Annotated in this window: 22 protein-coding genes; 9 read left to right on the top strand and 13 right to left on the bottom strand. The window is 58.3% G+C overall.

All coding sequences use genetic code 11. From position 1 onward, the window contains the following. Positions 1-22: 22 nt before the first annotated feature. Together hisA and hisF are read left to right on the top strand one after the other, a co-directional pair. The gene (gene hisA, locus ACM6I0_RS03120) at positions 23-760 is read left to right on the top strand and encodes a 1-(5-phosphoribosyl)-5-[(5-phosphoribosylamino)methylideneamino]imidazole-4-carboxamide isomerase (RefSeq protein WP_017336056.1); all 738 of its coding nucleotides are present in this window, start codon (positions 23-25) and stop codon (positions 758-760) included. Between the two features lie 9 nt (positions 761-769). After that, entirely contained in the window at positions 770-1,540 is a 771-nt protein-coding gene (gene hisF, locus ACM6I0_RS03115) for an imidazole glycerol phosphate synthase subunit HisF (protein ID WP_007897430.1), read from the top strand. A gap of 27 nt (positions 1,541-1,567) precedes the next feature. Here hisF and ACM6I0_RS03110 read toward each other — a convergent pair whose 3' ends face one another. Continuing rightward, positions 1,568-3,094 (bottom strand): trypsin-like serine peptidase, encoded by a 1,527-nt coding sequence (locus ACM6I0_RS03110; protein WP_414921421.1) that lies wholly within the window; start codon positions 3,092-3,094, stop codon positions 1,568-1,570. 211 nt (positions 3,095-3,305) lie between these two features. Between ACM6I0_RS03110 and ACM6I0_RS03105 the strand changes: the two genes are divergently transcribed. Beyond that, positions 3,306-4,061 (top strand): substrate-binding periplasmic protein, encoded by a 756-nt coding sequence (locus ACM6I0_RS03105; protein ID WP_285433478.1) that lies wholly within the window; start codon positions 3,306-3,308, stop codon positions 4,059-4,061. 145 nt (positions 4,062-4,206) lie between these two features. Here ACM6I0_RS03105 and ACM6I0_RS03100 read toward each other — a convergent pair whose 3' ends face one another. From ACM6I0_RS03100 to gpmI, 4 genes are all read right to left on the bottom strand, one after another. Beyond that, on the bottom strand, positions 4,207-4,974 hold the full coding sequence (locus ACM6I0_RS03100; protein WP_414921420.1) for a divergent polysaccharide deacetylase family protein: 768 nt from the start codon (positions 4,972-4,974) through the stop codon (positions 4,207-4,209). Position 4,975: 1 nt separating this feature from the next. Further along, positions 4,976-6,295: a S41 family peptidase gene (locus ACM6I0_RS03095; protein ID WP_285433481.1), complete on the bottom strand. Its 1,320-nt coding sequence runs from the start codon at positions 6,293-6,295 to the stop codon at positions 4,976-4,978. A gap of 34 nt (positions 6,296-6,329) precedes the next feature. Further along, a complete protein-coding gene (locus ACM6I0_RS03090) occupies positions 6,330-7,628 on the bottom strand; it encodes a murein hydrolase activator EnvC family protein (RefSeq protein WP_414921419.1) in 1,299 nt (432 codons plus the stop codon). Positions 7,629-7,868: 240 nt separating this feature from the next. Next, positions 7,869-9,398 (bottom strand): 2,3-bisphosphoglycerate-independent phosphoglycerate mutase, encoded by a 1,530-nt coding sequence (gene gpmI / locus ACM6I0_RS03085; protein ID WP_414921418.1) that lies wholly within the window; start codon positions 9,396-9,398, stop codon positions 7,869-7,871. 153 nt (positions 9,399-9,551) lie between these two features. On the opposite strand from gpmI, the gene ACM6I0_RS03080 reads away from it, so the two are divergent. The 3 genes from ACM6I0_RS03080 to secB are packed head-to-tail and all read left to right on the top strand — an operon-like array spanning position 9,552 to position 10,748. Continuing rightward, positions 9,552-9,965, top strand: a complete 414-nt coding sequence (locus ACM6I0_RS03080; RefSeq protein ID WP_414921417.1) for a rhodanese-like domain-containing protein — start codon at positions 9,552-9,554, stop codon at positions 9,963-9,965. Between the two features lies 1 nt (position 9,966). Further along, entirely contained in the window at positions 9,967-10,221 is a 255-nt protein-coding gene (grxC, locus tag ACM6I0_RS03075) for a glutaredoxin 3 (RefSeq protein ID WP_222589389.1), read from the top strand. 41 nt (positions 10,222-10,262) lie between these two features. After that, positions 10,263-10,748 carry a protein-export chaperone SecB gene (gene secB / locus ACM6I0_RS03070; RefSeq protein WP_150702707.1) on the top strand — a complete coding sequence of 162 codons (486 nt, stop codon included), beginning with the start codon at positions 10,263-10,265 and terminating at the stop codon, positions 10,746-10,748. A gap of 114 nt (positions 10,749-10,862) precedes the next feature. Here secB and ACM6I0_RS03065 read toward each other — a convergent pair whose 3' ends face one another. After that, positions 10,863-11,318, bottom strand: coding sequence for a tRNA (cytidine(34)-2'-O)-methyltransferase (locus ACM6I0_RS03065; protein ID WP_007949025.1), 456 nt, complete (start codon positions 11,316-11,318; stop codon positions 10,863-10,865). Between ACM6I0_RS03065 and ACM6I0_RS03060 the strand changes: the two genes are divergently transcribed. Continuing rightward, positions 11,317-11,757, top strand: coding sequence for a hypothetical protein (locus tag ACM6I0_RS03060; RefSeq protein ID WP_414921416.1), 441 nt, complete (start codon positions 11,317-11,319; stop codon positions 11,755-11,757). The two genes, ACM6I0_RS03065 and ACM6I0_RS03060, sit on opposite strands and share 2 nt — an antisense overlap. 551 nt (positions 11,758-12,308) lie before the next feature. On the opposite strand, the gene ntrC is transcribed toward ACM6I0_RS03060, so the two are convergent. The 6 genes from ntrC to glnA form a co-directional block, all read right to left on the bottom strand. Then, the gene (gene ntrC, locus ACM6I0_RS03055) at positions 12,309-13,745 is read right to left on the bottom strand and encodes a nitrogen regulation protein NR(I) (RefSeq protein ID WP_414921415.1); all 1,437 of its coding nucleotides are present in this window, start codon (positions 13,743-13,745) and stop codon (positions 12,309-12,311) included. Next, entirely contained in the window at positions 13,742-14,827 is a 1,086-nt protein-coding gene (glnL, locus tag ACM6I0_RS03050) for a nitrogen regulation protein NR(II) (protein WP_285433492.1), read from the bottom strand. Before glnL ends, ntrC begins: the two co-directional genes overlap by 4 nt. Before the next feature lie 230 nt (positions 14,828-15,057). Continuing rightward, positions 15,058-15,681, bottom strand: coding sequence for a DUF4124 domain-containing protein (locus ACM6I0_RS03045; protein WP_414921414.1), 624 nt, complete (start codon positions 15,679-15,681; stop codon positions 15,058-15,060). Beyond that, entirely contained in the window at positions 15,678-16,187 is a 510-nt protein-coding gene (locus ACM6I0_RS03040; RefSeq protein ID WP_414921413.1) for a DUF4124 domain-containing protein, read from the bottom strand. Before ACM6I0_RS03040 ends, ACM6I0_RS03045 begins: the two co-directional genes overlap by 4 nt. Before the next feature lie 25 nt (positions 16,188-16,212). Then, positions 16,213-16,635 carry a cupin domain-containing protein gene (locus ACM6I0_RS03035; RefSeq protein WP_414921412.1) on the bottom strand — a complete coding sequence of 141 codons (423 nt, stop codon included), beginning with the start codon at positions 16,633-16,635 and terminating at the stop codon, positions 16,213-16,215. 179 nt (positions 16,636-16,814) lie between these two features. Beyond that, the gene (gene glnA, locus ACM6I0_RS03030) at positions 16,815-18,221 is read right to left on the bottom strand and encodes a glutamate--ammonia ligase (protein ID WP_010464555.1); all 1,407 of its coding nucleotides are present in this window, start codon (positions 18,219-18,221) and stop codon (positions 16,815-16,817) included. Positions 18,222-18,551: 330 nt separating this feature from the next. Between glnA and thiI the strand changes: the two genes are divergently transcribed. Together thiI and typA are read left to right on the top strand one after the other, a co-directional pair. After that, the gene (gene thiI / locus ACM6I0_RS03025; protein WP_285433497.1) at positions 18,552-20,006 is read left to right on the top strand and encodes a tRNA uracil 4-sulfurtransferase ThiI; all 1,455 of its coding nucleotides are present in this window, start codon (positions 18,552-18,554) and stop codon (positions 20,004-20,006) included. Between the two features lie 139 nt (positions 20,007-20,145). Continuing rightward, complete coding sequence (typA, locus tag ACM6I0_RS03020; RefSeq protein ID WP_208670478.1) at positions 20,146-21,966, top strand: translational GTPase TypA; 1,821 nt, start codon at positions 20,146-20,148, stop codon at positions 21,964-21,966. 215 nt (positions 21,967-22,181) lie between these two features. Here typA and ACM6I0_RS03015 read toward each other — a convergent pair whose 3' ends face one another. Next, on the bottom strand, positions 22,182-22,622 hold the full coding sequence (locus ACM6I0_RS03015) for a YkgJ family cysteine cluster protein (protein ID WP_285433647.1): 441 nt from the start codon (positions 22,620-22,622) through the stop codon (positions 22,182-22,184). Positions 22,623-22,796: the final 174 nt, after the last annotated feature.

The following is a 22,796-nucleotide window of genomic DNA, read 5'->3' as shown; positions in this document are numbered from 1 at the left end:
CTCGAATTTGAAGGTTTGCCAGATGCTGATTATTCCCGCTATCGATCTCAAGGACGGTGCCTGTGTTCGTCTGCGCCAGGGCCGCATGGAAGATTCCACAGTGTTCTCCGATGACCCGGTGAGCATGGCTGCCAAGTGGGTGGAAGGCGGTTGCCGCCGTCTGCATCTGGTCGACCTGAACGGCGCATTCGAAGGCCAGCCGGTCAACGGCGAAGTCGTTACCGCGATTGCCAAGCGCTACCCGAACCTGCCGATCCAGATCGGCGGCGGTATCCGTTCCCTGGAAACCATCGAGCACTATGTCAAAGCGGGCGTGAGCTACGTCATCATCGGCACCAAAGCCGTGAAAGATCCGGCCTTCGTTGCCGAAGCCTGCCGCGCGTTCCCGGGCAAGGTGATCGTTGGTCTGGACGCCAAGGACGGCTTCGTCGCTACCGACGGCTGGGCTGAAATCAGCACCGTTCAGGTGATCGACCTGGCCAAGCAATTCGAAGCCGATGGCGTGTCCGCGATCGTTTATACCGACATCGCCAAAGACGGCATGATGCAGGGCTGCAACGTTCCGTTCACGGCTGCGCTGGCCGCTGCCACGCGCATTCCGGTGATCGCTTCCGGCGGTATCCACAATCTGGGTGACATCAAATCGCTGCTCGACGCCAAGGCGCCAGGCATCATCGGCGCAATCACCGGCCGGGCGATCTACGAAGGCACCCTCGACGTCGCTGAAGCGCAAGCTTTCTGCGATTCGTACAAAGGCTGAGGACTGACCATGGCGCTGGCCAAACGCATCATCCCTTGCCTGGACGTGGACAACGGCCGGGTGGTCAAGGGCGTCAAGTTCGAGAACATTCGTGATGCCGGCGACCCGGTGGAAATTGCCCGTCGCTACGACGAGCAAGGTGCCGACGAGATTACCTTCCTCGACATCACCGCCAGCGTCGACGGTCGCGACACCACCCTGCATACCGTCGAGCGCATGGCCAGCCAGGTGTTCATCCCGCTGACCGTGGGCGGTGGCGTACGCACCGTGCAGGACATCCGCAACCTGCTCAATGCTGGCGCGGACAAGGTCTCGATCAATACCGCGGCGGTGTTCAACCCGGAATTCGTTGGCGAGGCTGCCCAGCATTTCGGTTCGCAGTGCATCGTCGTCGCCATTGACGCGAAGAAGGTCTCTGGACCGGGTGAAACCCCGCGCTGGGAGATCTTCACACACGGCGGTCGCAAACCTACCGGCCTCGATGCCGTTGAGTGGGCGAAGAAAATGGAAGGCCTCGGTGCCGGCGAAATCCTGTTGACCAGCATGGACCAGGACGGCATGAAAAACGGTTTCGACCTGGGCGTTACCCGCGCCATCAGCGACGCGCTTGGCATCCCGGTGATTGCCTCCGGCGGCGTCGGCAACCTGCAGCACTTGGCTGACGGCATCCTCGAAGGCCACGCCAGCGCGGTGTTGGCGGCGAGTATTTTCCACTTCGGCGAATACACCGTGCAGGAAGCCAAGGCCTACATGGCGCATCGGGGCATCGTCATGCGATAACGGGTCAACGGCCCCTCCGGGCCGTTGTCAACGAGCCGTATCGGCCTGGGCTGATGTGGCCTGTTGCGCCCCAATCACGCGGTTGAACACGTCAATCCTGGGTTCGGACGCTTGTCCCGACTTGTCATAAGCGATGACGCAAAGTTTTCCCGGAAGCTTGTCATTCGCAATAAAGAAATCCATTGGCATGTTCTCAATGTATTTATCGGGCGCATGACAATCGGTGGTTTCCACAGGACCATATTTAATCGAATAGGTCCGATATGGCGCTTCGGCTTCCGCCAGTTTTACAAAGACTTCGGCCTCGATCGACAAATCAGGCGGCGCTGTTGGCTTGTTATCCAATATCTCTATTGGTAACGATAAAGCGTTTTTAAGCAGGCCCGCTTCAGGCCGTTGTGTCGCAGAATCTACACCGACGATGCACAGAAAATAGAATCCGGGTGTCGTTCCTATCTGCGCGTTGATGAACGCGTCCGTGGCACTGATGGCATCGCTATAGTGTTGTGTGCTCTCGCACTCCATTGCGCTGCGAACAGATTTAAAGCGATAAAACGCGGTGCTGATCGAAAATCGATAATTCCAGGTCGGTACGACAAACGAACGGTCATCCAGCTGTTTGGCCCTTTTGTAGCTTTCCAGATGATTCGTGCTTTCAATGGTAAAGGTTGGGTAGAGCTGGCAGGACGACGGCGGATTTGTAGCAATACGACCTTGCAAGAAGCATCCGTTTAGAAGCGTCGTAGCGTTGCCATACACGTTCCCCGGCACAGCCTGAAAGGTATCGCCAATCGGTGTACATGGCGCGCTGTCGAGACACGGAACAATGCCCTCCTCAAAATTTCCCGTGCCTATAATGCCGATGATCTCGTTGGTATAGCGTTCGAGTACAGGACTTCCGGACCCACCGCCCCGAACATCCTGGCAGCGCGTCATAAAGGTGTTTCGCCATACCCATGCCCCTTCAACAATCTCCTTGGCCGGCTGTAGCGTGCACGCCGCCATGCGCAACGTAATCTGGTCAAAGCCCTTGGGGGCACCCACGATCAACATATCCGTATCGTATGGTGGTATGTCGCGAGCCAGCTTCAAGGGTTGTATGCCCTCATCGATGAGCTTTTGAATGCTGGCGTCGAGTTCGATAATCGCCATATCAACGCCTTGCATGCTCCGCCATGTCACGGTCTTCAATGGATAACGCTTGAACGTGGAAACATCGGCGAAGTAATTGAAATCCATGGTTCCACTGAAGGGGCTGTCGGTCACAATGTTTCCATTGCTCAACTCTACGCAGTGTCCTGCGGTCAGTACGTAAGCGGGAGTAGGTTCAGAGGCGGTCTCATCGCGTGTATCAATTAGCGATGCGGTGCAGCTGCCTTGGTTGATTGCCAGGCGCCCGATGCCTTGCCAGTGGTCATGCGACCCGTTGCCATTGTCGAGGACTCTGGAAGAGGACAGGTTTTGCAACCCTTCGCCATAATCGTGGCTGCCTGCAAAACAGGGTGTACACAGCAAGCACAAAGTGCCGAAAAGCATGCCAGGGATCGAGTTCATTGCCAGGTGCCTCTGATGACGTGATTGAAAAACCAGACTGTTGCCGGTCATCACTAATTAATCAGGGACAGGGTCAGGAGTGGCGGTAACTATTTACCTCAACGAAGCTCTTGTGATTTGCAGTTCGGGTAGCAGTGTTATCAAAGGGCCAGTAGACATCATCGCAGGCTCAAGGCACTCTTGGGCACGCCATGGATTTCGGTAGCCCGACATGATCAAACGCCTGCTTCTTGCCCTCGCCAGTGCTTCGCTATTGCTCATCAATGGCGTGCATGCTGAAGAAAGTCCCGCCACCGACCTGGTGCTGCTGACGGAAAATTTCCCGCCGTACAACATGGCGAAGAACGGCAAGAATTTCGCTCAGGACGAGAACATCAATGGCATCGCCGTCGACATTGTCCGTGCGATGTTCAAGCGTGCCAAAGTCTCCTACAGCCTGACGCTGCGTTTTCCTTGGGAGCGAATCTACAAACTCGCCCTCGAAAGGCCCGGTTATGGCGTGTTCGTGATGGCGCGCTTGCCGGACCGTGAAAAGCTCTTCAAGTGGGTCGGCCCGATAGGCCCGGATGACTGGATCATGTTGGCCAAGGCCGACAGCAAGATCAGCATCGAGTCGCTCGAACAGGCGCGCAAATACAAGATCGGCGCGTACAAGGGTGACGCAATCGCCGAGACGCTGGCCAAGCAAGGGTTGAAGCCGATCGTGGTGCTGCGCGATCAGGACAACGCGAAAAAGCTGGAGAGTGGCCAGATTGATTTGTGGGCGACGGGTGACCCGGCCGGGCGTTATCTGGCGCGTCAGGAAGGGGTTAACGGCCTCAAGACGGTGTTGCGCTTCAACAGCGCGGAGCTTTACCTGGCCTTGAACAAGGATGTACCGGATGAACTGGTGGCCAAGCTTCAGGCGGCGCTGGATCAACTGCGCAAGGAAGGCGTAGTGGATGACATCATGGCGCGGTATCTCTAAAACGAACGCCGAACCTGTGTCATGCACAAATCCATGTGGGAGCGAGCTTGCTCGCGATTGCGGTCTGACAGCCAACGCAGAGGTTGAATGTTATGTCCTCATCGCGAGCAAGCTCGCTCCCACGTTTGATTTTAATGTCTAGCGATTAGCGGTACACGCCGTCCTTTCCATGCGCAGCCGTCGCGCGATTGCTGCGCACGCTGATCATCTGCTTGATGTCGATCCACTCAATCCCTTGAGCCTTCAGCCTGGGCAACTCGCGTTCCAGCACGGCCAGCGTCTGCGGATACGGATGCCCGATCATCACCGCTGAACCCTGCTTGTGCGCCAAACTGATCGCCGTCTGCAACTGCGTCAGGATCGCCGCTTCAGTTCGCTCATCGTCCAGAAACACATCCCGCGAAACGCTCGCCAATCCGATCTTCTGTGCCTCGGCAGCCCCCACTGTCTGCGCGCTGGTGCGGCTGTCGACAAAGAACTTGTGCCGGCGCTGCAAGTCCGCCATCAGCCAGGCCATGGCCGCCGGTTGTGCCGTCATGCGACTGCCCATGTGGTTGTTGATGCCAGCGGTGTAGGGCACGACCTTGAATGCTGCGTTCAGGCGTTTTTCCAGCTCGTCGATGGGCAGGTCGGGGTGCCAGGCGAACGGGCCGGTGGCCGGGTCCATGGGCATGTGCAGGATGACGATCTTGCCGGCGCGATAGGCCTCGCGGGCAAACTCGGTGGCGTGGGGAGTGTCGGGCATGATTGCCGTGGTCACAGGGCCAGGCAGGGCCAGCACACGGCGATCCCGGGGCAGGTTCTGCCCCAGGTCATCGATGATCAGAGTGATGTAGGCCTTTTGAGGGGCGGGCGCTGCGTGAGCAACACCCGCCAGACAGCACAACAGACCGATTAGCAACCGCAGGCGCATCTCAGCGGCCGGAGGTGATGCTCAACCCTTTGAGCAGGCTCAAAGCCTGAGCCAGTTGGTAGTCATCATCCTGCGGCATGGCCTTGGCTTTGCTGGCGGAGCTGGTCGGTTTGTCGGCGCCGCCGTTGCCATTGCCCAGGTGACCTTGCAGATCGGCTTCCTTGAAATACTCGCCGTCCTGTTCGCTGGTGATCTTGGCCTTGCGCACTTCGATGTCCGGGACGATGCCCTGAGCCTGGATCGAGCGGCCGTTCGGCGTGTAGTACAGCGCCGTGGTGATTTTCAGTGCGCGGTCGTTGTTCAGCGGCAGCACGGTTTGCACCGAGCCCTTGCCGAAACTGGTGGTGCCCATGACCACTGCGCGTTTCTGATCCTGCAAGGCGCCGGCAACAATTTCCGAGGCCGAGGCGCTGCCGCCGTTGATCAGCGCAACCATTGGTACGGCTTCGCTTTCGTCTTTGCCAGTGGCGGAGAAGCGCAGCTCGGAGTTGGCGATGCGGCCCTTGGTGTAAACGATCAGGCCCTTGGTGATGAAATGGTCGACCACTTCCACCGCCGCTTGCAGCACGCCGCCCGGGTTGTTGCGCAGGTCGAGAATGATGCCGTTGAGCTTCTTGCCGTTTTCCTTGCGCAACTTGGCCAGGGCCTTGGAGACCTCTTCGCCGGTCTTGACCTGGAACTGAGTGATGCGGATGTAGCCGTAGCCCGACTCCAGCAGTTGGGCCTTCACGCTCTTCACCTGAATGATCGCGCGAGTCAGGACCACGTCGAACGGCGTGCCGCCGTCGCGAACCAGGGTCAGGGTTATTTTCTGGCCGATCTTGCCGCGCATCTTGTCCACGGCTTCGGTCATGCTCTGGCCGCGGGTCGGCTGGCCGTTGATCTTGACGATGAAGTCGCCCGCCTGAATGCCAGCCTTGGAGGCCGGGGTGTCATCGATGGGCGAAACCACTTTGATGAAGCCGTCTTCGGCGCCGACTTCGATGCCCAGGCCGCCGAATTCGCCGCTGGTGCTTTCCTGCAATTCAGCGAAGTCTTCCGGACCCAGGTAGGCGGAGTGCGGATCGAGATTGCTGAGCATGCCCTTGATGGCGTTTTCCAGCAGGGTCTTGTCGTCCACCGGTTCGACATAGGCTGCCTTGATCCGATCCATGACCTCGGCAAAGGTGCGCAACTCTTCCAGAGGCAATGGCGCCTTGGTGGTCGCAGCGGTGCCCGCAGGCGCGACAGCCGGGGCAGGTTGAGCGGCGAACGCCAGAGGCGCGCCGATCACCAGGGCGATCGTCAGGGCCAGCGAGGTAAGGCGGGACAAATGCAGCATGTCGAACGAACTCCTAATGTAGGTGACTCAACGCCTATCCTTGCGCGCGGCACCATTGCGCCGGATCACTCGGGTGACCCTGCTGACGAATAGCGAAATACAGCGCTGGCGTGTCCTGCCCGCCACTGTTGCCGACAGTGGAGATGGACTCACCGGCTTTTACCACGTCACCCGCAGACTTGAGCAGCGTCTGGTTGTGACCATAAAGACTCAAAAATCCGTTGCCGTGGTCGAGGATCACCAGCAGCCCGGCGCCCCGCAGCCAATCGGCAAACACCACACGACCGCCATGCACGGCATGCACTTGGCTACCGGCGGGAGCGCTGATCATCACGCCGTCCCACTTGGTCCGGGCATCGTCGCCACGGGTTTCGCCAAAGCGTGCCAACAGTCGACCATCAACAGGCCAGGGAAGTTTTCCCCGGGAGGACGCAAAAGGACCGCCAAAGGTTTCGCCTGAACTTGAAACCAGCGCGCCAGGTGTTGATTTAACAGGTTTGCGTGGGGCGTCGGTGGTCTCTGCGTCTGCAGCCGCCTGGGCCTCACGTAAACGCTTTTTTTCGGCTTCCTGCTGGGCGATCAGCGCTTTTTGTCGCGCTTCTTCAGCCTCTCGAGCCTGGCGAGCCAGGGTTTCTTCGATGGTTTTAAGGACTTTAGACAGGTCTGCCTGATCTTGCTCGCGTGCGGCGAGTTTCTGATCGCGCGCCTTCACGTCGTCGCTGAGCTTGGCCAGGACTTGCTGGCGTTCTTTGCGAACCTTGTCGAGCTCATCGCGCTGGCTGTCCAGGCTGCTTTTCTGCACCAGCAATTGCGCCTGCTGCAGGTTGATGTCTTTTTCGACATTGGCCAGCTGGCGCAAGGTTTCGTTGAAATTCTTCAGCTGCTCCAGGCGAGCCTGGCTCAGGTAATCGTAATAGGTGAGGGTGCGGGCGAATTTTTCCGGATTCTGCTGGTTGAGCAGCAGCTTCAAGTACTCCTGGCGGCCGTTCTGATAGGCCGCTCGAGCCTGAATGGCGATCAGTCGTTGCTGTTCAACGCGTGCGCTCTGGAGTTTTTTTTTCTCACCATCGAGTCGCTGCAGCTCGGATTCGCTTTTCTTCAGCTCTTTTTGCAGGGTTTCGACCTGCTTCTCGAGCTTGCCCATCTCGGTCTCGGTGCCTTTGAGGTCCTTCTGCACACCGGATTTTTCTTCCTGCAGCTTGCCCAGCATTTTTTTCAGCTCGGCAATGTCCTGACGCGTGGCGTCCAACTGTTGTTGGGTTTGCGCGCGCTCGTCAGCAAAGGCCGGTTGGAGCAGGCAGGTCAGAGCGAGGGCTATCAGGGCGCGAAGCATAGAGGCGGGTGATACCAGGGAAAGGGACGGCCTAGTATGCCCGCCAAGCGCCGCAAAAAAAATGCCCAATTGGGGCTGTGTGATAACCGGAGCAGCGTTGCCTCTGAAAACACTCCAAAACTACTGTGGGAGCGAGCTTGCTCGCGATAGCGTCTTAACATTCAACAATGATGTTGACTGTCAGGACGCCATCGCGAGCAAGCTGCTCCCACAGGGTTTGGTGGTGTTTGAGGGGATCTCTTACACCAGAATCGACGTACCGGTCATTTCAGCCGGCTTCTCCAGGCCCATCAACATCAGCATGGTCGGTGCGACATCCGCCAGCACGCCGCCATCGCGCACCTTGAAATCACGCTTGCCGACATAAATGAACGGCACCGGCTCGGTGGTGTGGGCGGTGTGGGCCTGACCGGTGGAGGCGTCGGACATTTGCTCGACATTGCCGTGGTCGGCGGTGATCAGCGCTTCGCCGCCAACCTTCTCCAGGGCATCGACGATGCGGCCAACGCACAGGTCCAGGCATTCAACGGCTTTGACGGCTGCGTCGAACACACCGCTGTGGCCGACCATATCGCCGTTGGCGTAGTTGACCACGATCACGTCGTAACGCTGATTTTCAATGGCATCGACGATGCGGTCGGTGACTTCCGGGGCGCTCATCTCGGGCTGCAAGTCATAGGTGGCGACTTTCGGCGATGGGATCAGGATGCGCTCTTCGCCCGGGAACGGTTCTTCACGACCGCCGGAGAAGAAGAAGGTTACGTGGGCATATTTCTCGGTTTCGGCGATGCGCAGCTGAGTCTTGCCGTTCTTCGCCAGGTAATCGCCCAGCACATTTTCCAGGCTGCCGGCAGCGAAGGCCGATGGCGCAGGAATGCTGGCGGCGTATTGGGTCAACATGACGAAGCCAGCCAGTTTCGGCTGGCGTGCACGCTCGAACTCCTTGAAGTCGTCTTCAACGAACACGCGGGTCAACTCACGGGCGCGGTCGGCGCGAAAGTTCATGAACACCACGGCGTCGCCGTCTTCGACTTTCACCGGTTCGCCGATGGAAGTGGCTTTGACGAATTCGTCGCTCTCGCCACGCTCGTACGCTGCTTGCAGGCCTTCCTGGGCGGTGGCGGCGTTGAATTCGCCGTTGCCATCGACAATCAGGTTGTAGGCCTGGGCCACGCGATCCCAACGGTTGTCACGGTCCATGGCGAAATAACGACCAATGATGCTGGCGATCCGGCCTTTGCCCAGCGCCTGGAAGGTCGCGTCGAGCAGTTCGATGGACGACTGCGCGCTTTTCGGCGGCGTGTCGCGGCCATCGAGGAAGGCGTGCAGGTAGATTTTTTCAGCTCCGCGCTTGAAAGCCAGTTCGGCCATGGCCACCAGGTGGTCCTGGTGACTGTGAACGCCGCCATCGGACAGCAGGCCCATGAAGTGCACGGCTTTACCGGCGGCGACGGCTTTATCGACGGCGGCGCAGATAGTCGGGTTCTCGAAAAACTCACCGTCACGGATCGATTTGGTCACGCGCGTGAAGTCCTGATACACCACGCGGCCGGCGCCGAGGTTCATGTGGCCGACTTCGGAGTTGCCCATCTGGCCGTCCGGCAAGCCGACGTCCATGCCGCTGCCGGAGATCAGGCCGTTCGGCACGGTGGCCCACAAGCGGTCCAGTACGGGCTTCTTCGCCGCAAACACGGCGTTGGATTCAGGGCTCTCACTGTGACCGAAGCCGTCGAGAATAATCAGGACCAAAGGTTTAGGCGTGGTAGTCATGGATTCCACTCGTGGCTGAATTAAAAGAGGGCGATGGAAAAGGGAGTGGCAGTTTAAAGCGAAGTTCCTGCGGCGTCACCGCCGGACGGGGTTTGGCCCACCATAGGGGCTGTGTATACTGGCCGACATTTTAACGCCCTGGAACCTCCTTCGATGGTTGATCATCTGATTCAATTCGCCACCAACCACTACATTCTCGTGGGTATCTTCGTCGTACTGGCGGCCTTGCTGTTGGCCTATCAGATGCAAGGCGGCGGCCGCAGCCTGAGTACCGGTGAGCTGACCGGCCTGGTCAACAAGGACGCGGGCATTGTGGTCGATATTCGTTCGGTCAAGGATTTCGCCGCCGGTCACATTGTTGGCGCGTTGAACATTCCGCACGACAAACTGGCGGCACGCGTCGGCGAACTGGAAAAGCACAAGGCCAAGACCATCATCCTGGTCGACGCCCTGGGCCAGACTGCCGGCACCCACGCCCGCGAACTGATGAAATCCGGCTTCACCGCCGCCAAGCTGTCCGGCGGTATTTCCAGCTGGAAAGGCGACAACCTGCCGTTGGTGAAGTGATATGAGCAACGTCATCGTCTATTCCAGCGATTACTGCCCTTACTGCTCGCGAGCCAAGTACCTGCTCGAGAACAAAGGCGTGGCCTTCGAAGAGATCAAGGTCGATGGCAAGCCGCAGGTGCGTGCCGCCATGGCCCAGAAGGCCGGACGTACGTCCGTGCCGCAAATCTGGATCGGCGAACGCCATATCGGCGGTTGTGATGATTTGTTTGCGCTTGAGCGCGCCGGTAAGCTCGACGCCATGCTCAAGGCCTGAACGCCTTCCCTATAAGACCCCAAGATCAGAAAGGATCTGAGATGACTGACCAACAGAACACTGCAGCTAGCGAAGAAGAAACCGCACCGCAATTCTCCTTGCAGCGCATCTACGTACGTGACTTGTCCTTCGAAGCCCCGAAAAGCCCGGCAATCTTCCGCCAGCAGTGGGAACCGAGCGTCGGTCTGGATCTGAACACCCGCCAGAAGGCGCTGGAAAGCGACTTCCACGAAGTGGTGCTGACTTTGTCCGTGACCGTGAAAAACGGTGACGAAGTCGCGTTCATCGCCGAAGTGCAACAGGCCGGGATCTTCCTGATCAAGAACCTGGACGACGCTTCGATGAGCCACACCCTCGGCGCGTTCTGCCCGAACATTCTGTTCCCGTACGCTCGCGAGACCCTGGACAGCCTGGTGACCCGCGGTTCGTTCCCGGCCCTGATGCTGGCGCCGGTGAACTTCGACGCGCTGTACGCACAAGAACTGCAACGCATGCAGGCCGCGGGCGAAACTCCAACCGTTCAGTAAGCGTTCCAATGTGGGAGCGAGCTTGCTCGCGATGAGGTCATCAGCTTCAACATTAATGTTGGCTGACACACCGCCATCGCGAGCAAGCTCGCTCCCACATTTTTTTATGCCGCGTTATTTGAAGCCAAGCTGGCGCCAGCCTTCATACACGGCAACCGCCACGGTGTTCGACAGGTTCAGGCTGCGGCAGCCTTCGCGCATCGGCAGGCGCAGGCGTTGTTCGCCGGGCAGGGCATCGAGCACCTCGGCTGGCAAACCACGGCTTTCCGGGCCGAACAGGAAGGCGTCACCCTCTGCAAAACTGGCATCGTGGAATGGTCGCGAGCCTTTGGTGGTGAACGCGAACAAGCGAGGATGGCCAAGGCTCTCCAGGCAACTGGCAAGGTCGGCATGGCGTTGCAAGGTGGCATACTCGTGGTAATCGAGGCCCGCCCGGCGCAGACGCTTGTCGTCCATCTCGAAGCCCAGCGGTTCGATCAAATGCAGGTGGCAGCCGCTGTTGGCGCACAGCCTGATAACGTTGCCGGTATTCGGCGGAATTTCTGGTTGGAAAAGGATGACGTGAAACATGCACGGCTCCGAAGGTAAAGATGAGCGGCATTCTACGCCGCCAACCGACACACGTTCGAAACTATTCCCGCGCGTGATGGCTTCGCTGGCAATTGTCGGACTGATGGTGGGGTTGATGATTGGCCGTCTGACGACGCCCGACCCCTGCGAACTCCAACAGGTTGAAGTAACGAGCGACGGCCTGGTGGTGTGGTTCAACAACGAACCCAAGTCCCACGGCGAGTTCGTGGACGGCAGCCTCGCATTGCTGTTCGAGGCCGAAGGCAAGGCGCAGAAAGGTCAGCTCAAGCTCAACGACAAGGTTGTGAACTGGCGTACGCGTTTGAGTGATGGAGGGTTGCTGTTGACGGTAGTGGCGGCCCGGCCACTGCAGGGTGAGTGGGCCGGCAGCGAGGTCGATGGCCGCTGGCGGCTGGAGATCCATCTCCGAGAGCAATAAAAGAGGGAATCCCCGGCCTGCCTGTACCAAGGTTCCCAAAACGGCAGGGCTTGCGCATTGCGTCGCAAGCCCGGTGTAAAGAAGGAACCCCTGACCTGCCTGTATCAAGGGCCCCAAAACGGGGTGGGCTCGTCGCTGTGTGCGGTGTGAGCCCGATGTAAAGAGGGGAATCCCCGGCCTGCCTGTACCAAGGTCCCCGAAACCGGGTAGTGAACTGAATCACTGAATGGACTATTGCAGGGGGCGTGCCAGGTCTTAACAAGTTGAAACAGAAAGTCGCGCTGAAACGCTGAAAGCCCCGTATTACGGGGCTTTCGCGTTTTTTAGATAAGGGTTTGATAGCGAAAGCAGGCGGGATTCAAGGTCAGTAGCCGTGCGCGATTGCGGTTCACGGTGCATTCAGGCGGTGCACGCCGGCCCCAAAAGCATCGCGGGCAAGCCCGCTCCCACAGGTTCAAAGGTGTTCACAAATTGTGACGACACCGAAGTCCTCTGTGGGAGCGGGCTTGCCCGCGATTGGATGTAACCGTCAGCGAAGATCTGAGGGGTGATTAACCCTCTTCCCCCTCATCATCATCCGCGCCATCGACCTTCATCCCCAGTTCCTTGATCTTGCGCGTCAGGGTATTGCGTCCCCAGCCCAGCAGGACGGCGGCGTCGCGGCGGCGGCCGGCGGTGTGTTTGAGAGCGGTTTCGATCATGATTCGCTCGAATGTCGGCACGGCGCTGTCGAGCAGACTCGATTGACCGCGAGCCAATGCCTGGTCAGCCCACTGGCGCAGCGCTTGCTCCCAGTTGGTCACAGGCGCCGAATCCTGCGGCAGGTTCAACAGCTCTGGCGGCAGGTCGCTGATGTGCACTTCGCGACCCGATGCCATCACCGTGATCCAGCGGCAGGTGTTTTCCAACTGGCGAACGTTGCCGCCCCACGGCAGGTTCTTCAGGTATTCCTCGGTTTCGCTTTTGAGCAGCTTCGGCTCCACCGCCAGCTCCTGCGCGGCGCGGCTGAGGAAGTGCTTGGCGAGGGTCGGGATGTCTTCGCGACGGTCCGACAGCCTTGGAATATGAATGCGGATCACGTTGAGACGGTGGAACAAGTCCTCACGGAATTTCCCGGCGTGCACCAGGGTTTCCAGATTCTGGTGGGTTGCGGCGATGATTCGCACATCGACCTTCACCGGTACATGGCCCCCGACGCGGTAGAACTCGCCATCGGCCAGTACGCGCAGCAAACGGGTCTGAGTGTCGGCCGGCATGTCGCCGATTTCATCAAGGAACAGGGTGCCGCCGTCCGCCTGCTCAAAGCGACCGCGACGCAGGTTCGCCGCACCGGTGAACGCGCCTTTTTCATGGCCGAACAACTCGGACTCCATCAGATCCTTGGGGATCGCCGCCATGTTCAGGGCAATAAAAGGCGACGCCGCGCGTGGGCTGTGGCGGTGCAGGGCGTGGGCCACCAGCTCTTTACCGGTCCCGGACTCGCCGTTGATCAGCACGGTGATGTTGGAGTGGCTCAAGCGCCCGATGGCACGAAACACTTCCTGCATTGCCGGAGCTTCACCGATGATTTCCGGGGTGCGGGTCAGGGCGACCGGGACTTCCAGGCCTTGCTGTTCCTGGGCGTGCTGGTTGGCACGTTTGACCAGAGAGACCGCTTCGTCAACGTCGAACGGCTTTGGCAGGTATTCAAACGCGCCGCCCTGATAGGACGCGACAGCGCTGTCCAGGTCGGAGTGCGCGGTCATGATAATCACCGGCAACCGTGGGTGTTGCTCGCGAATCCGTGCCAGGAGGTCCAGGCCGCTGGCGCCCGGCATGCGGATGTCGGAAATGATCACGTCCGGCTGCTGGCGCGCCAGGCGGCTCATCACGCCATCGGCGCTGTCGAAGCTTTGCGTGGTCATGCCTTCTTGCTGCAAGGCTTTTTCCAGGACCCAACGGATAGAACGGTCGTCATCGACGATCCACACGGTTTCACTACGGCTCATGTCGATGTGGCTCCTTGTTCCAGTGGCAGAAAGATCGAGAAGGTGGTGTGGCCTGGGTGGCTGTCACACTCGATCAAGCCCTGGTGCTGGCTGATGATGTTCTGGGTAATGGCCAGGCCCAGCCCGGTACCGTCCGGGCGGCCGCTGACCATGGGGAAGAAGATGGTTTCCTGCAGGTCCGCGGGAATGCCGGGACCGTTGTCGATGATTTCGATCTTGGTCACCAGGCGATGGCGTACGTGGCCGATGGTGAACTGGCGCATGGCGCGGGTGCGCAAACTGATGCGCCCCAGGCGCAGCTCGTTCTGGCTGCTGATGGCTTGCATCGCGTTGCGCACGATGTTCAGGACCGCCTGGATCATTTGTTCGCGATCGATCAATACGTCGGGAATGCTTGGGTCGTAGTCGCGCACCAGCGTGATGCAGCCCTGGCTTTCGGCTTCCACCAGATGAGAGACGCGCTCCAGCACTTCGTGGATGTTGCACATGGCCAGCGACGGCAGTTTGTTGGAGCCGAGCATGCGGTCTACGAGATTGCGCAGACGGTCGGCCTCTTCAATGATCACGTTGGTGTAGTCGCGCAGGCTTTCTTCGGGCAGCTCACGGGCGAGCAATTGCGCCGCACCGCGAATGCCGCCCAGTGGATTCTTGATTTCGTGGGCGAGGCCGCGCACCAGCATCTTGCTGGTTTCCTGTTTGGACAGCTGCGCCTCTTCCTTGGTGATCCGCAGCAAGCGGTCACGGGGATGGACTTCAAGCAGAAGCATGGTGTCGCCGTTGGCCAGGATTGGCGTCACCGCATAGTCGACGGTCAGTGTCTGGCCGGTGAGGGCGGTGAGCATCGCTTCGCGCTTGGTGAAGGGGTGCGCATGCTCCACCGCCTGGCGCAATGAATTCAGTGCTTCGGTGGATTCGGTGAACAACTCACTGATGAACTGCCCATGGCTACGCTGGCCGCTGATGGCCAGGAGCATCTCCGCCGCCGGGTTCATGTACTCGAGGCGCAGGTCGGCGTCGAGCAGGATGGTGGCGGTGGTCAGGTTGTCGAGTAGCAGTCGATGCAGTGCGTCGCTAATGGTCATCAGGACCTCTTTTGGAGCAGGGCATGCGCATGAATAACGCGCCGATACGAGGAAAATGCAAAAACCAAACCAAGGCTCCGAAAAGAAGCGTTTAAGGCCTGAAACGGGCGTTTGACGCTCGTTTGCGTGGCGTTCTGCCAGCTTTTGCGGGTAGTTTCGAACCAAAATGGGATGCGATGTGAGTACGGTGCAATCTATTGCACCAATATAGTGCGCAAACCTGAACGAGGTTAGAAGAAACGCCAGAAGGGACTTTTTTCTTCTTCAGGCTTGTCCTTGAGCGGACATTCCGGCCGTTGGCCGTAGTCGGCGAGGACGCAGGGTTTGACTTGGCGTTTTTGCGCCAGGGAGATACGCAGCATGTGGAAGGGCTGGTTGGCGGTGCGTTCGACAGTGCGACCTTGCTCGTCGAGGATTTCCACTGAGAGATTGTGGCTGCCACGGTCGATGTTATTCAGCGCGAAAACCGGGCTCGGCCCCGGTTCGGCGGTGGGTTGACCATCGAGAAGCAAACGGTAGCGATGCCCGCGTTGCAGGCCGGGTTCGCTGGTGACGCTGACGATCAGCTCGCCAGCGTTGTTGCGAACCGTGGCGTCGGGCTCTGGCACCAGTATTCTGAGCATGTCGTAGTGGAACAGCGCCTTTGTTTCAGTCTTCTTGTCAGCGATCACCGGTGCTGCACCGCCGCCAGGTTTGGCGGACATACGGTTGCCTGTCGCCAGCGGCACGCGTTTGGCGCTGCCGGAGCCTGGCTGGTCGGTGTAGACACGATTGCCTTGGGCGTCGACGTAGGTGAAAACCTCGGCCGCCGCCGGCAGGGCACACAAGCAGGCGACCAGAAGCCATAACCTCACGGCTTGTGCACCCGTTGCACGGTGAAGGTCACGCCGGGACTTTGCTGCACGATGTTTTCTCCGTCGATGACCTGCACTGCGAGACTGTGCGTGCCGCGATCAATATTGACCAGTTGCAGGATCGGCACGTTGCTCGATTGGCCGTAGGGCTGATCATCAAGCAGCAACCTCAGCAGATGCGGCGCTTGAAGCCGCGGTTTGATCATGACGCTGACGGTGAAAGTGCCGTTATTGGCGCGCAACGCTTCGGTGGTGGGCAAGTTGGTCAGCTCCAGCACCTCGTAAGCGCTATGGGGCTGTTCTCGGCTCAAGGCCTCGCTGGGCGGCACAGAAGGGCGCTGAGGCTCGACGCTGTTAAGCGGTGGCAGCTCGACCGCCTGCGCTGCGACGCCATCAGGCGGCTGATTGCTATAGGCGGTGTTGCCGTCGGCATCGGTGTATTTGTAAATCTGGGCCATCACGGGAAAAGCCAAAGACAGCAGCATAAACATAAAAAATGGCCGCATTCAGACTCCCTGTGGACAGCGAGGATTACTCCGATAATGGAATACCCTGGCTGCCAGCATAGAACACAATAAGTTCGACCGGCTCGTCACCGGTTTTCCCGCGATGAGTAATGTTGACCATTTCGGCCAATGCTTCGCCTCGCTTGTAGCGTCGAGTCTGGCCGCTGTCCCTGCTTTCAATGGTCAGCTCACCGGCAAGAATGTACGCCGCATTAGGGATGGGGTGAGTGTGCCATTGAAGTTCGGTGTTGGCCGGTATCTTGAGTTTGAGCAGGGACAGTTCTGGCGCGGTATCGGGGTAGTGAGCGTAACGCGTGCCGTCCCAGGAAGTGCTGCTTTGAAGCAACAGGCTGCGTTCTATCCCTGTCGGTGCGGAGGGAGTGGTACATGCCTGCAGTGCCAGGGGCACGAGAGCGAGAAGTAATGCCTTGAGCGAATAGTTATTCATTGTCCCATCCTTTGAGTGAAAGAAGCCCCAAGGCTACGAGCTACTCAAAAAGGTTTATGCCGGACGATGCTGTGAATGCCCGAGGAGATGGGGAAAGTCGTTGTCGGAAATGGCTCCAAAAAAAAGGCCTCCCGAAGGAGGCCTCTCTTTTTCACGCCGCGTGACGCGGAGCTACCGGATTAGCAGCTGTAGTACAGCTCATATTCCAGTGGGTGTACGAAGGTACGAACCTTGATTTCTTCTTCGCTTTTCAGGGCGATGTAAGCGTCGATGAAGTCGTCGCTGAAAACGCCGCCTTTGGTCAGGAACGCACGACCTTTGTCCAGCTCTTCCAGGGCTTCTTTCAGGCTGCCGCAAACTTGTGGGATCTCTTTCGCCTCTTCAGGCGGCAGGTCATACAGGTTTTTGTCAGCTGCGTCGCCAGGGTGGATCTTGTTCTGGATGCCGTCCAGGCCAGCCATCAACAGTGCAGCGAAGCCCAGGTATGGGTTGGCTGCTGGATCCGGGAAGCGTGCTTCGATACGGCGAGCGCGAGGGCTGGACACGTAAGGAATACGGATCGAAGCGGAACGGTTGCGAGCCGAGTAAGCCAGCATTACTGGAGCTTCGAAACCTGGGACCAGGCGCTTGTAGGAGTTGGTCGACGGGTTGGTGAAGCCGTTCAGTGCCTTACCGTGCTTGATGATGCCGCCGATGAAGTACAGGGCGGTGTCGGACAGGCCGGCATAGCCTTCGCCAGCGAAGGTGTTCTTGCCATCTTTGGCGATGGACAGGTGGACGTGCATACCCGAACCGTTGTCGCCGTACAGCGGCTTAGGCATGAAGGTCGCGGTGCGGCCGTATGCATCAGCAACGTTGTGTACGCAGTATTTCAGGGTCTGAACTTCGTCAGCCTTGGCAACCAGGGTGTTGAACTTCACACCGATTTCGTTCTGGCCGGCAGTGGCCACTTCGTGGTGGTGAACTTCGATGACCAGGCCCATTTCTTCCATGGCGTTGCACATGGAGGTACGGATTTCGTGGTCGTGGTCGAACGGCGGAACCGGGAAGTAGCCGCCTTTGACGCCTGGACGGTGGCCTTTGTTGCCGCCTTCCACGTCCTGGTCGGACATCCACGAACCTTGTTCGGAGTAGATTTTGAACATGGAGCCGGAGATATCAGACTTGAACTTCACTTCGTCGAAGATGAAGAATTCTGGCTCTGGGCCAACAAATACGGTGTCGCCGATACCGGTCGACTTCAGGTATTCCTCGGCACGCTTGGCGATCGCACGTGGGTCACGATCGTAGCCTTGCATGGTCGAAGGCTCGATCACGTCGCAAACCAGGATCAGGGTTGGTTCTTCGGTGAACGGGTCGAGGACAGCGGTGCTGTCGTCCGGCATCAGGATCATGTCGGAAGCTTCGATGCCTTTCCAGCCAGCGATGGAGGAACCGTCGAACATTTTGCCTTCTTCGAAGAAAGCTTCATCCAGCGCGTCGCGAGCCGGCATGGTCACGTGGTGCTGAGTGCCTTTGGTGTCCGTGAAGCGCAGATCAATCCACTTGACGTCATGATCTTTGATGAGTTGAACCGACTTCGACATAGTGTCCTCCGGGTGGCTTCGGGCTTAGTAGTGGATGCCCTTAGAATGTGGGTGATGCCGGCGCGAATACTCTGCCAAGGCAACCTGCCTCACAAGGGAGCAAATTGCATGCCAGTGCCCCACCATGGGTTTTTTGCCCCAATTTCACGCTTATAAAGGTACAAAGCGGCGCAAAGCCGAAAATTGCGCCCTGTAATGTAGCGCTTAATTCGCTAAATGACCTGTTTTGGTGCGCGCGAAACCTTCTGCACATTAACTGGTTAAACCTTGAGCAATTTCCGCTATAATCCGCGCCCCCCTTTTTCGGCTGGGCCTGCGCGCGCTGTTTTCATGAAATTAATCGTAAAAGTCTTTCCCGAGATCACCATCAAGAGCCGCCCGGTACGGATGCGTTTCATCCGCCAATTGGCCAAAAATATCCGTACCGTGCTCCGTGACCTGGACCCGGCTGTGGTGGTGAACGGTGTGTGGGACAATCTCGAGCTGGAAACCCGCGTCAGCGAGCCCAAGGCCCTGAAGGAGATGACCGAGCGCCTGAGCTGCATGCCCGGCATTGCGCATTTCCTGCAGGTCGATGAATACCCGCTGGGCGACTTCGACGACATCGTCGCCAAGTGCAAGCAGCACTTCGGTGATGCGCTGGCCGGGAAGATTTTTTCGGTGCGCTGCAAGCGCGCCGGCAAGCATGAATTCAGCTCGATGGATGTCGAGAAATACGTCGGCAGTCAACTGCGTCGTCAGTGCGGTGCCGCCGGAATCTCGCTGAAAGAGCCGCAAATCGAAGTTCGCATCGAAATTCGCGACAAACGGTTGTTCGTGATCCACAGCCAGCACAACAGCATCGGCGGTTATCCGCTGGGAGCCCTGGAACAGACGCTTGTACTGATGTCCGGCGGCTTCGATTCCACCGTTGCCGCGTACCAGATCATGCGCCGCGGGCTGATGAGCCATTTCTGCTTCTTTAATCTGGGCGGACGTGCCCATGAACTGGGCGTCATGGAAGTCGCGCACTTCATCTGGAAGAAGTACGGCAGCTCCCAACGCGTGTTATTTGTGAGTGTGCCGTTCGAGGAAGTACTGGGAGAAATTCTCGGTAAAGTCGATAACAGTCATATGGGCGTAGTTTTGAAGCGTATGATGTTGCGCGCTGCTTCCCGTATTGCTGATCGGCTGGAGATCGAAGCGCTGGTCACCGGCGAAGCGATTTCCCAGGTGTCGAGCCAGACATTGCCGAACCTGTCCGTGATCGACTGCGTGACCGACAAGCTGGTCTTGCGTCCGCTGATCGCTAGTCACAAGCAGGACATCATTGATCTGGCCAACGAAATCGGTACCGCCGACTTCGCCAAGCACATGCCGGAATATTGCGGGGTCATTTCGGTGAACCCGAAAACCCACGCCAAGCGACCGCGCGTGGAGTACGAAGAACAACAGTTCGACATGGCAGTCCTTGAGCGTGCGCTCGAGAATGCCAAGCTGGTGCCGATCGATCGCGTGATCGACGAATTGGGCCAGGACTTGCAGATCGAAGAAGTCAGCGAAGCGCTGGCGGGGCAAATCATCATCGATATCCGTCATCCGGATGCCGCTGAAGACGACCCGCTGGAGCTTGCTGGCATTGAGGTACAAACGATGCCGTTTTATGCATTGAACGCTCGTTTCAAGGAACTGGACCCTACTCGCCAGTACCTGCTGTATTGCGACAAAGGCGTGATGAGTCGCCTGCATGCCCACCATTTGCTCAGTGAGGGGCATGCCAATGTGCGCGTTTATCGACCGAGCTAAGAGCCCGGGGCTGTATGCCTGTGGCCTGCGTCACCGGCCCCCCGACTCTGCCGTCAAGCTGTAACGGCAAGGCCTGACTCTACTGTAAATCGCTGCCAAGACTTGTCAGCACACCGAATCCTCTGATCGAGATACACAAGTGATCGAAAATCTACGCAACATCGCCATCATTGCTCACGTTGACCATGGTAAAACCACCCTGGTAGACAAACTCTTGCGTCAATCCGGCACCCTGGAGCGCAACGAGCTCAACGACGAGCGCGTGATGGACTCCAACGACCAGGAGAAAGAACGCGGTATTACCATTCTGGCGAAAAACACCGCCATCAACTGGAACGGCCACCACATCAACATCGTGGACACCCCGGGCCACGCCGACTTCGGCGGCGAAGTTGAACGCGTAATGTCGATGGTTGACTCCGTTCTGCTGCTGGTTGACGCTCAAGACGGCCCTATGCCGCAAACCCGTTTCGTGACCAAGAAGGCTTTCGAAGCCGGCCTGCGTCCAATCGTGGTCATCAACAAGGTTGACCGTCCAGGCGCGCGTCCGGACTGGGTTCTGGACCAGATCTTCGACCTGTTCGACAACCTCGGTGCTACCGAAGAACAGCTGGACTTCAAAGTCGTCTACGCCTCGGCCCTGAACGGCATTGCCGGTCTGGAACACACCGACATGGCTGAAGACATGACCCCGCTGTACCAGGCGATCATTGACCACGTGCCGGCTCCAAAAGTCGACCGTGACGGTCCGTTCCAGATGCAAATCTCGGCACTGGACTACAACAGCTTCCTGGGTGTTATCGGTGTTGGCCGTATCGCCCGTGGTCGCGTCAAGCCGAACACTCAAGTTGTGGCTATCGACGCCGACGGCAAGCGCCGTAACGGTCGTATCCTGAAGCTGATGGGTCACCACGGTCTGCACCGTATCGACGTTGACGAAGCAGCTGCCGGCGACATCGTCTGCATCAGCGGCTTCGACCAGCTGTTCATCTCCGACACTCTGTGCGACCCACTGAACGTCGAAGCGATGAAGCCGCTGACCGTTGACGAACCCACTGTTTCCATGACCTTCCAGGTTAACGACTCGCCGTTCTGCGGTCGTGAAGGCAAGTTCGTCACCAGCCGTAACATCAAGGAACGTCTGGACAAGGAACTGCTCTACAACGTTGCTCTGCGCGTTGAAGAAGGCGACTCCGCCGACAAGTTCAAAGTATCCGGCCGTGGTGAGCTGCACCTCTCGGTACTGATCGAAACCATGCGTCGCGAAGGCTTCGAAATGGGTGTTGGTCGTCCTGAAGTGATCATCCGCATGGTTGACGGCGTCAAGCACGAACCGTACGAAAACGTGACCATCGACCTGCCGGAAGAATCGCAAGGTTCGATCATGGAACAGATCGGTATCCGTAAAGGCGACCTGACCAACATGGTTCCGGATGGCAAGGGCCGTGTGCGCCTTGAGTACAACATCCCGGCTCGTGGCTTGATCGGTTTCCGTAACGAGTTCCTGACCCTGACCTCCGGTGCAGGCATCCTGACCTCGATCTTCGACCGTTACGATGTGATGAAGTCCGGCGACATGTCCGGCCGTCAGAACGGCGTGCTGGTTTCGGTTGCTACCGGTAAGGCTCTGACTTACTCGCTGGAAACCCTGCAAGCTCGCGGCAAACTGTTCCTGGGTCACGGTGAAGACGTGTACGAAGGTCAAATCGTCGGCATCAACAGCCGCGACAACGACCTGGGCGTCAACCCAACCAAAGGCAAGAAGCTCGACAACATGCGTGCTTCGGGTAAAGACGAAACCATCGCTCTGGTTCCGCCTATCCGCTTCACCCTGGAGCAGGCTCTGGAATTCGTTCAAGAAGACGAATTGTGCGAAGTCACTCCTAAGTCCATCCGTCTTCGCAAGAAGATCCTGGGCGAAAGCGAGCGTACCCGCGCTGCGAAAAAAGCTGGTAACTAAGTCATTTAGTTAGCTGCAAAAAAAACGCCCCCGACCGCAAGGTCGGGGGCGTTTTTGTTTGTCTGGGGTTTGTGCGGTGTTTGTGCTGGCCTCATCGCGAGCAAGCTCGCTCCCACAGGGATTTATGGTGTTCACTCGATAGTGCAAACACTGAAGATCCACTGTGGGAGCGAGCTTGCTCGCGATGAGGCCCTATAGGGCAACGAGATTGCGGATCAGAATTTATCGAGCGGCCGGCGGCTCTCGCTGCTCTCACGCGCCACTTCTTTAGGCTTGTAAGCGCAGTAACCCGGACGCGGGCCGATCTTCGGGTGATTGCGGCAAGTGTCCGGGCGCTTTTCATAAATAGTGCACAGACGGCTTTTACGATCCAGGTACAGGCAATCGTTGTTGCTCATGCGCTGGAGCGTGAAAATTTCGGATTTCTGGTTATAGCGCTCGACGATCCCTTCCTTCTGCAGGCGCTTGGCGATGTTTTTCGCCGGTTCGCCGCGCTCGAACTCGTCGACGATGCCGATACGGATCAGATCCTTGATCTTGACCTCGACCGGCAGCGTGCAGCAGCTGGACACACAGGAGCCGCACATTGGCGCAGAATATTTGGCCCAGGTGTCGAGGCGATCGATCTCGGCGGCAGCGATCAGGTTGGACTTCATCATCGGTTGTTACCAGCGTGTGCATCAGGGCGCGCGATCATACCGGGACTGGTGGATTTTTGAACAACCTTTCGCCAGTTTTTTTCGACAACCGCCCGATGGCACCGTTAATCCGGCACGGGCCCTGCATTGATTAAGGCACATGACAATGTAATGTCGACCTATCTCGCACTA

The organism is Pseudomonas sp. IT-P294, assembly GCF_949767865.1.
In the GTDB taxonomy this organism is placed as follows: domain Bacteria; phylum Pseudomonadota; class Gammaproteobacteria; order Pseudomonadales; family Pseudomonadaceae; genus Aquipseudomonas.
The sequence above is the reverse complement of the archived record's forward strand: the minus strand, read 5'-3'. Positions and strand labels throughout refer to the sequence as shown.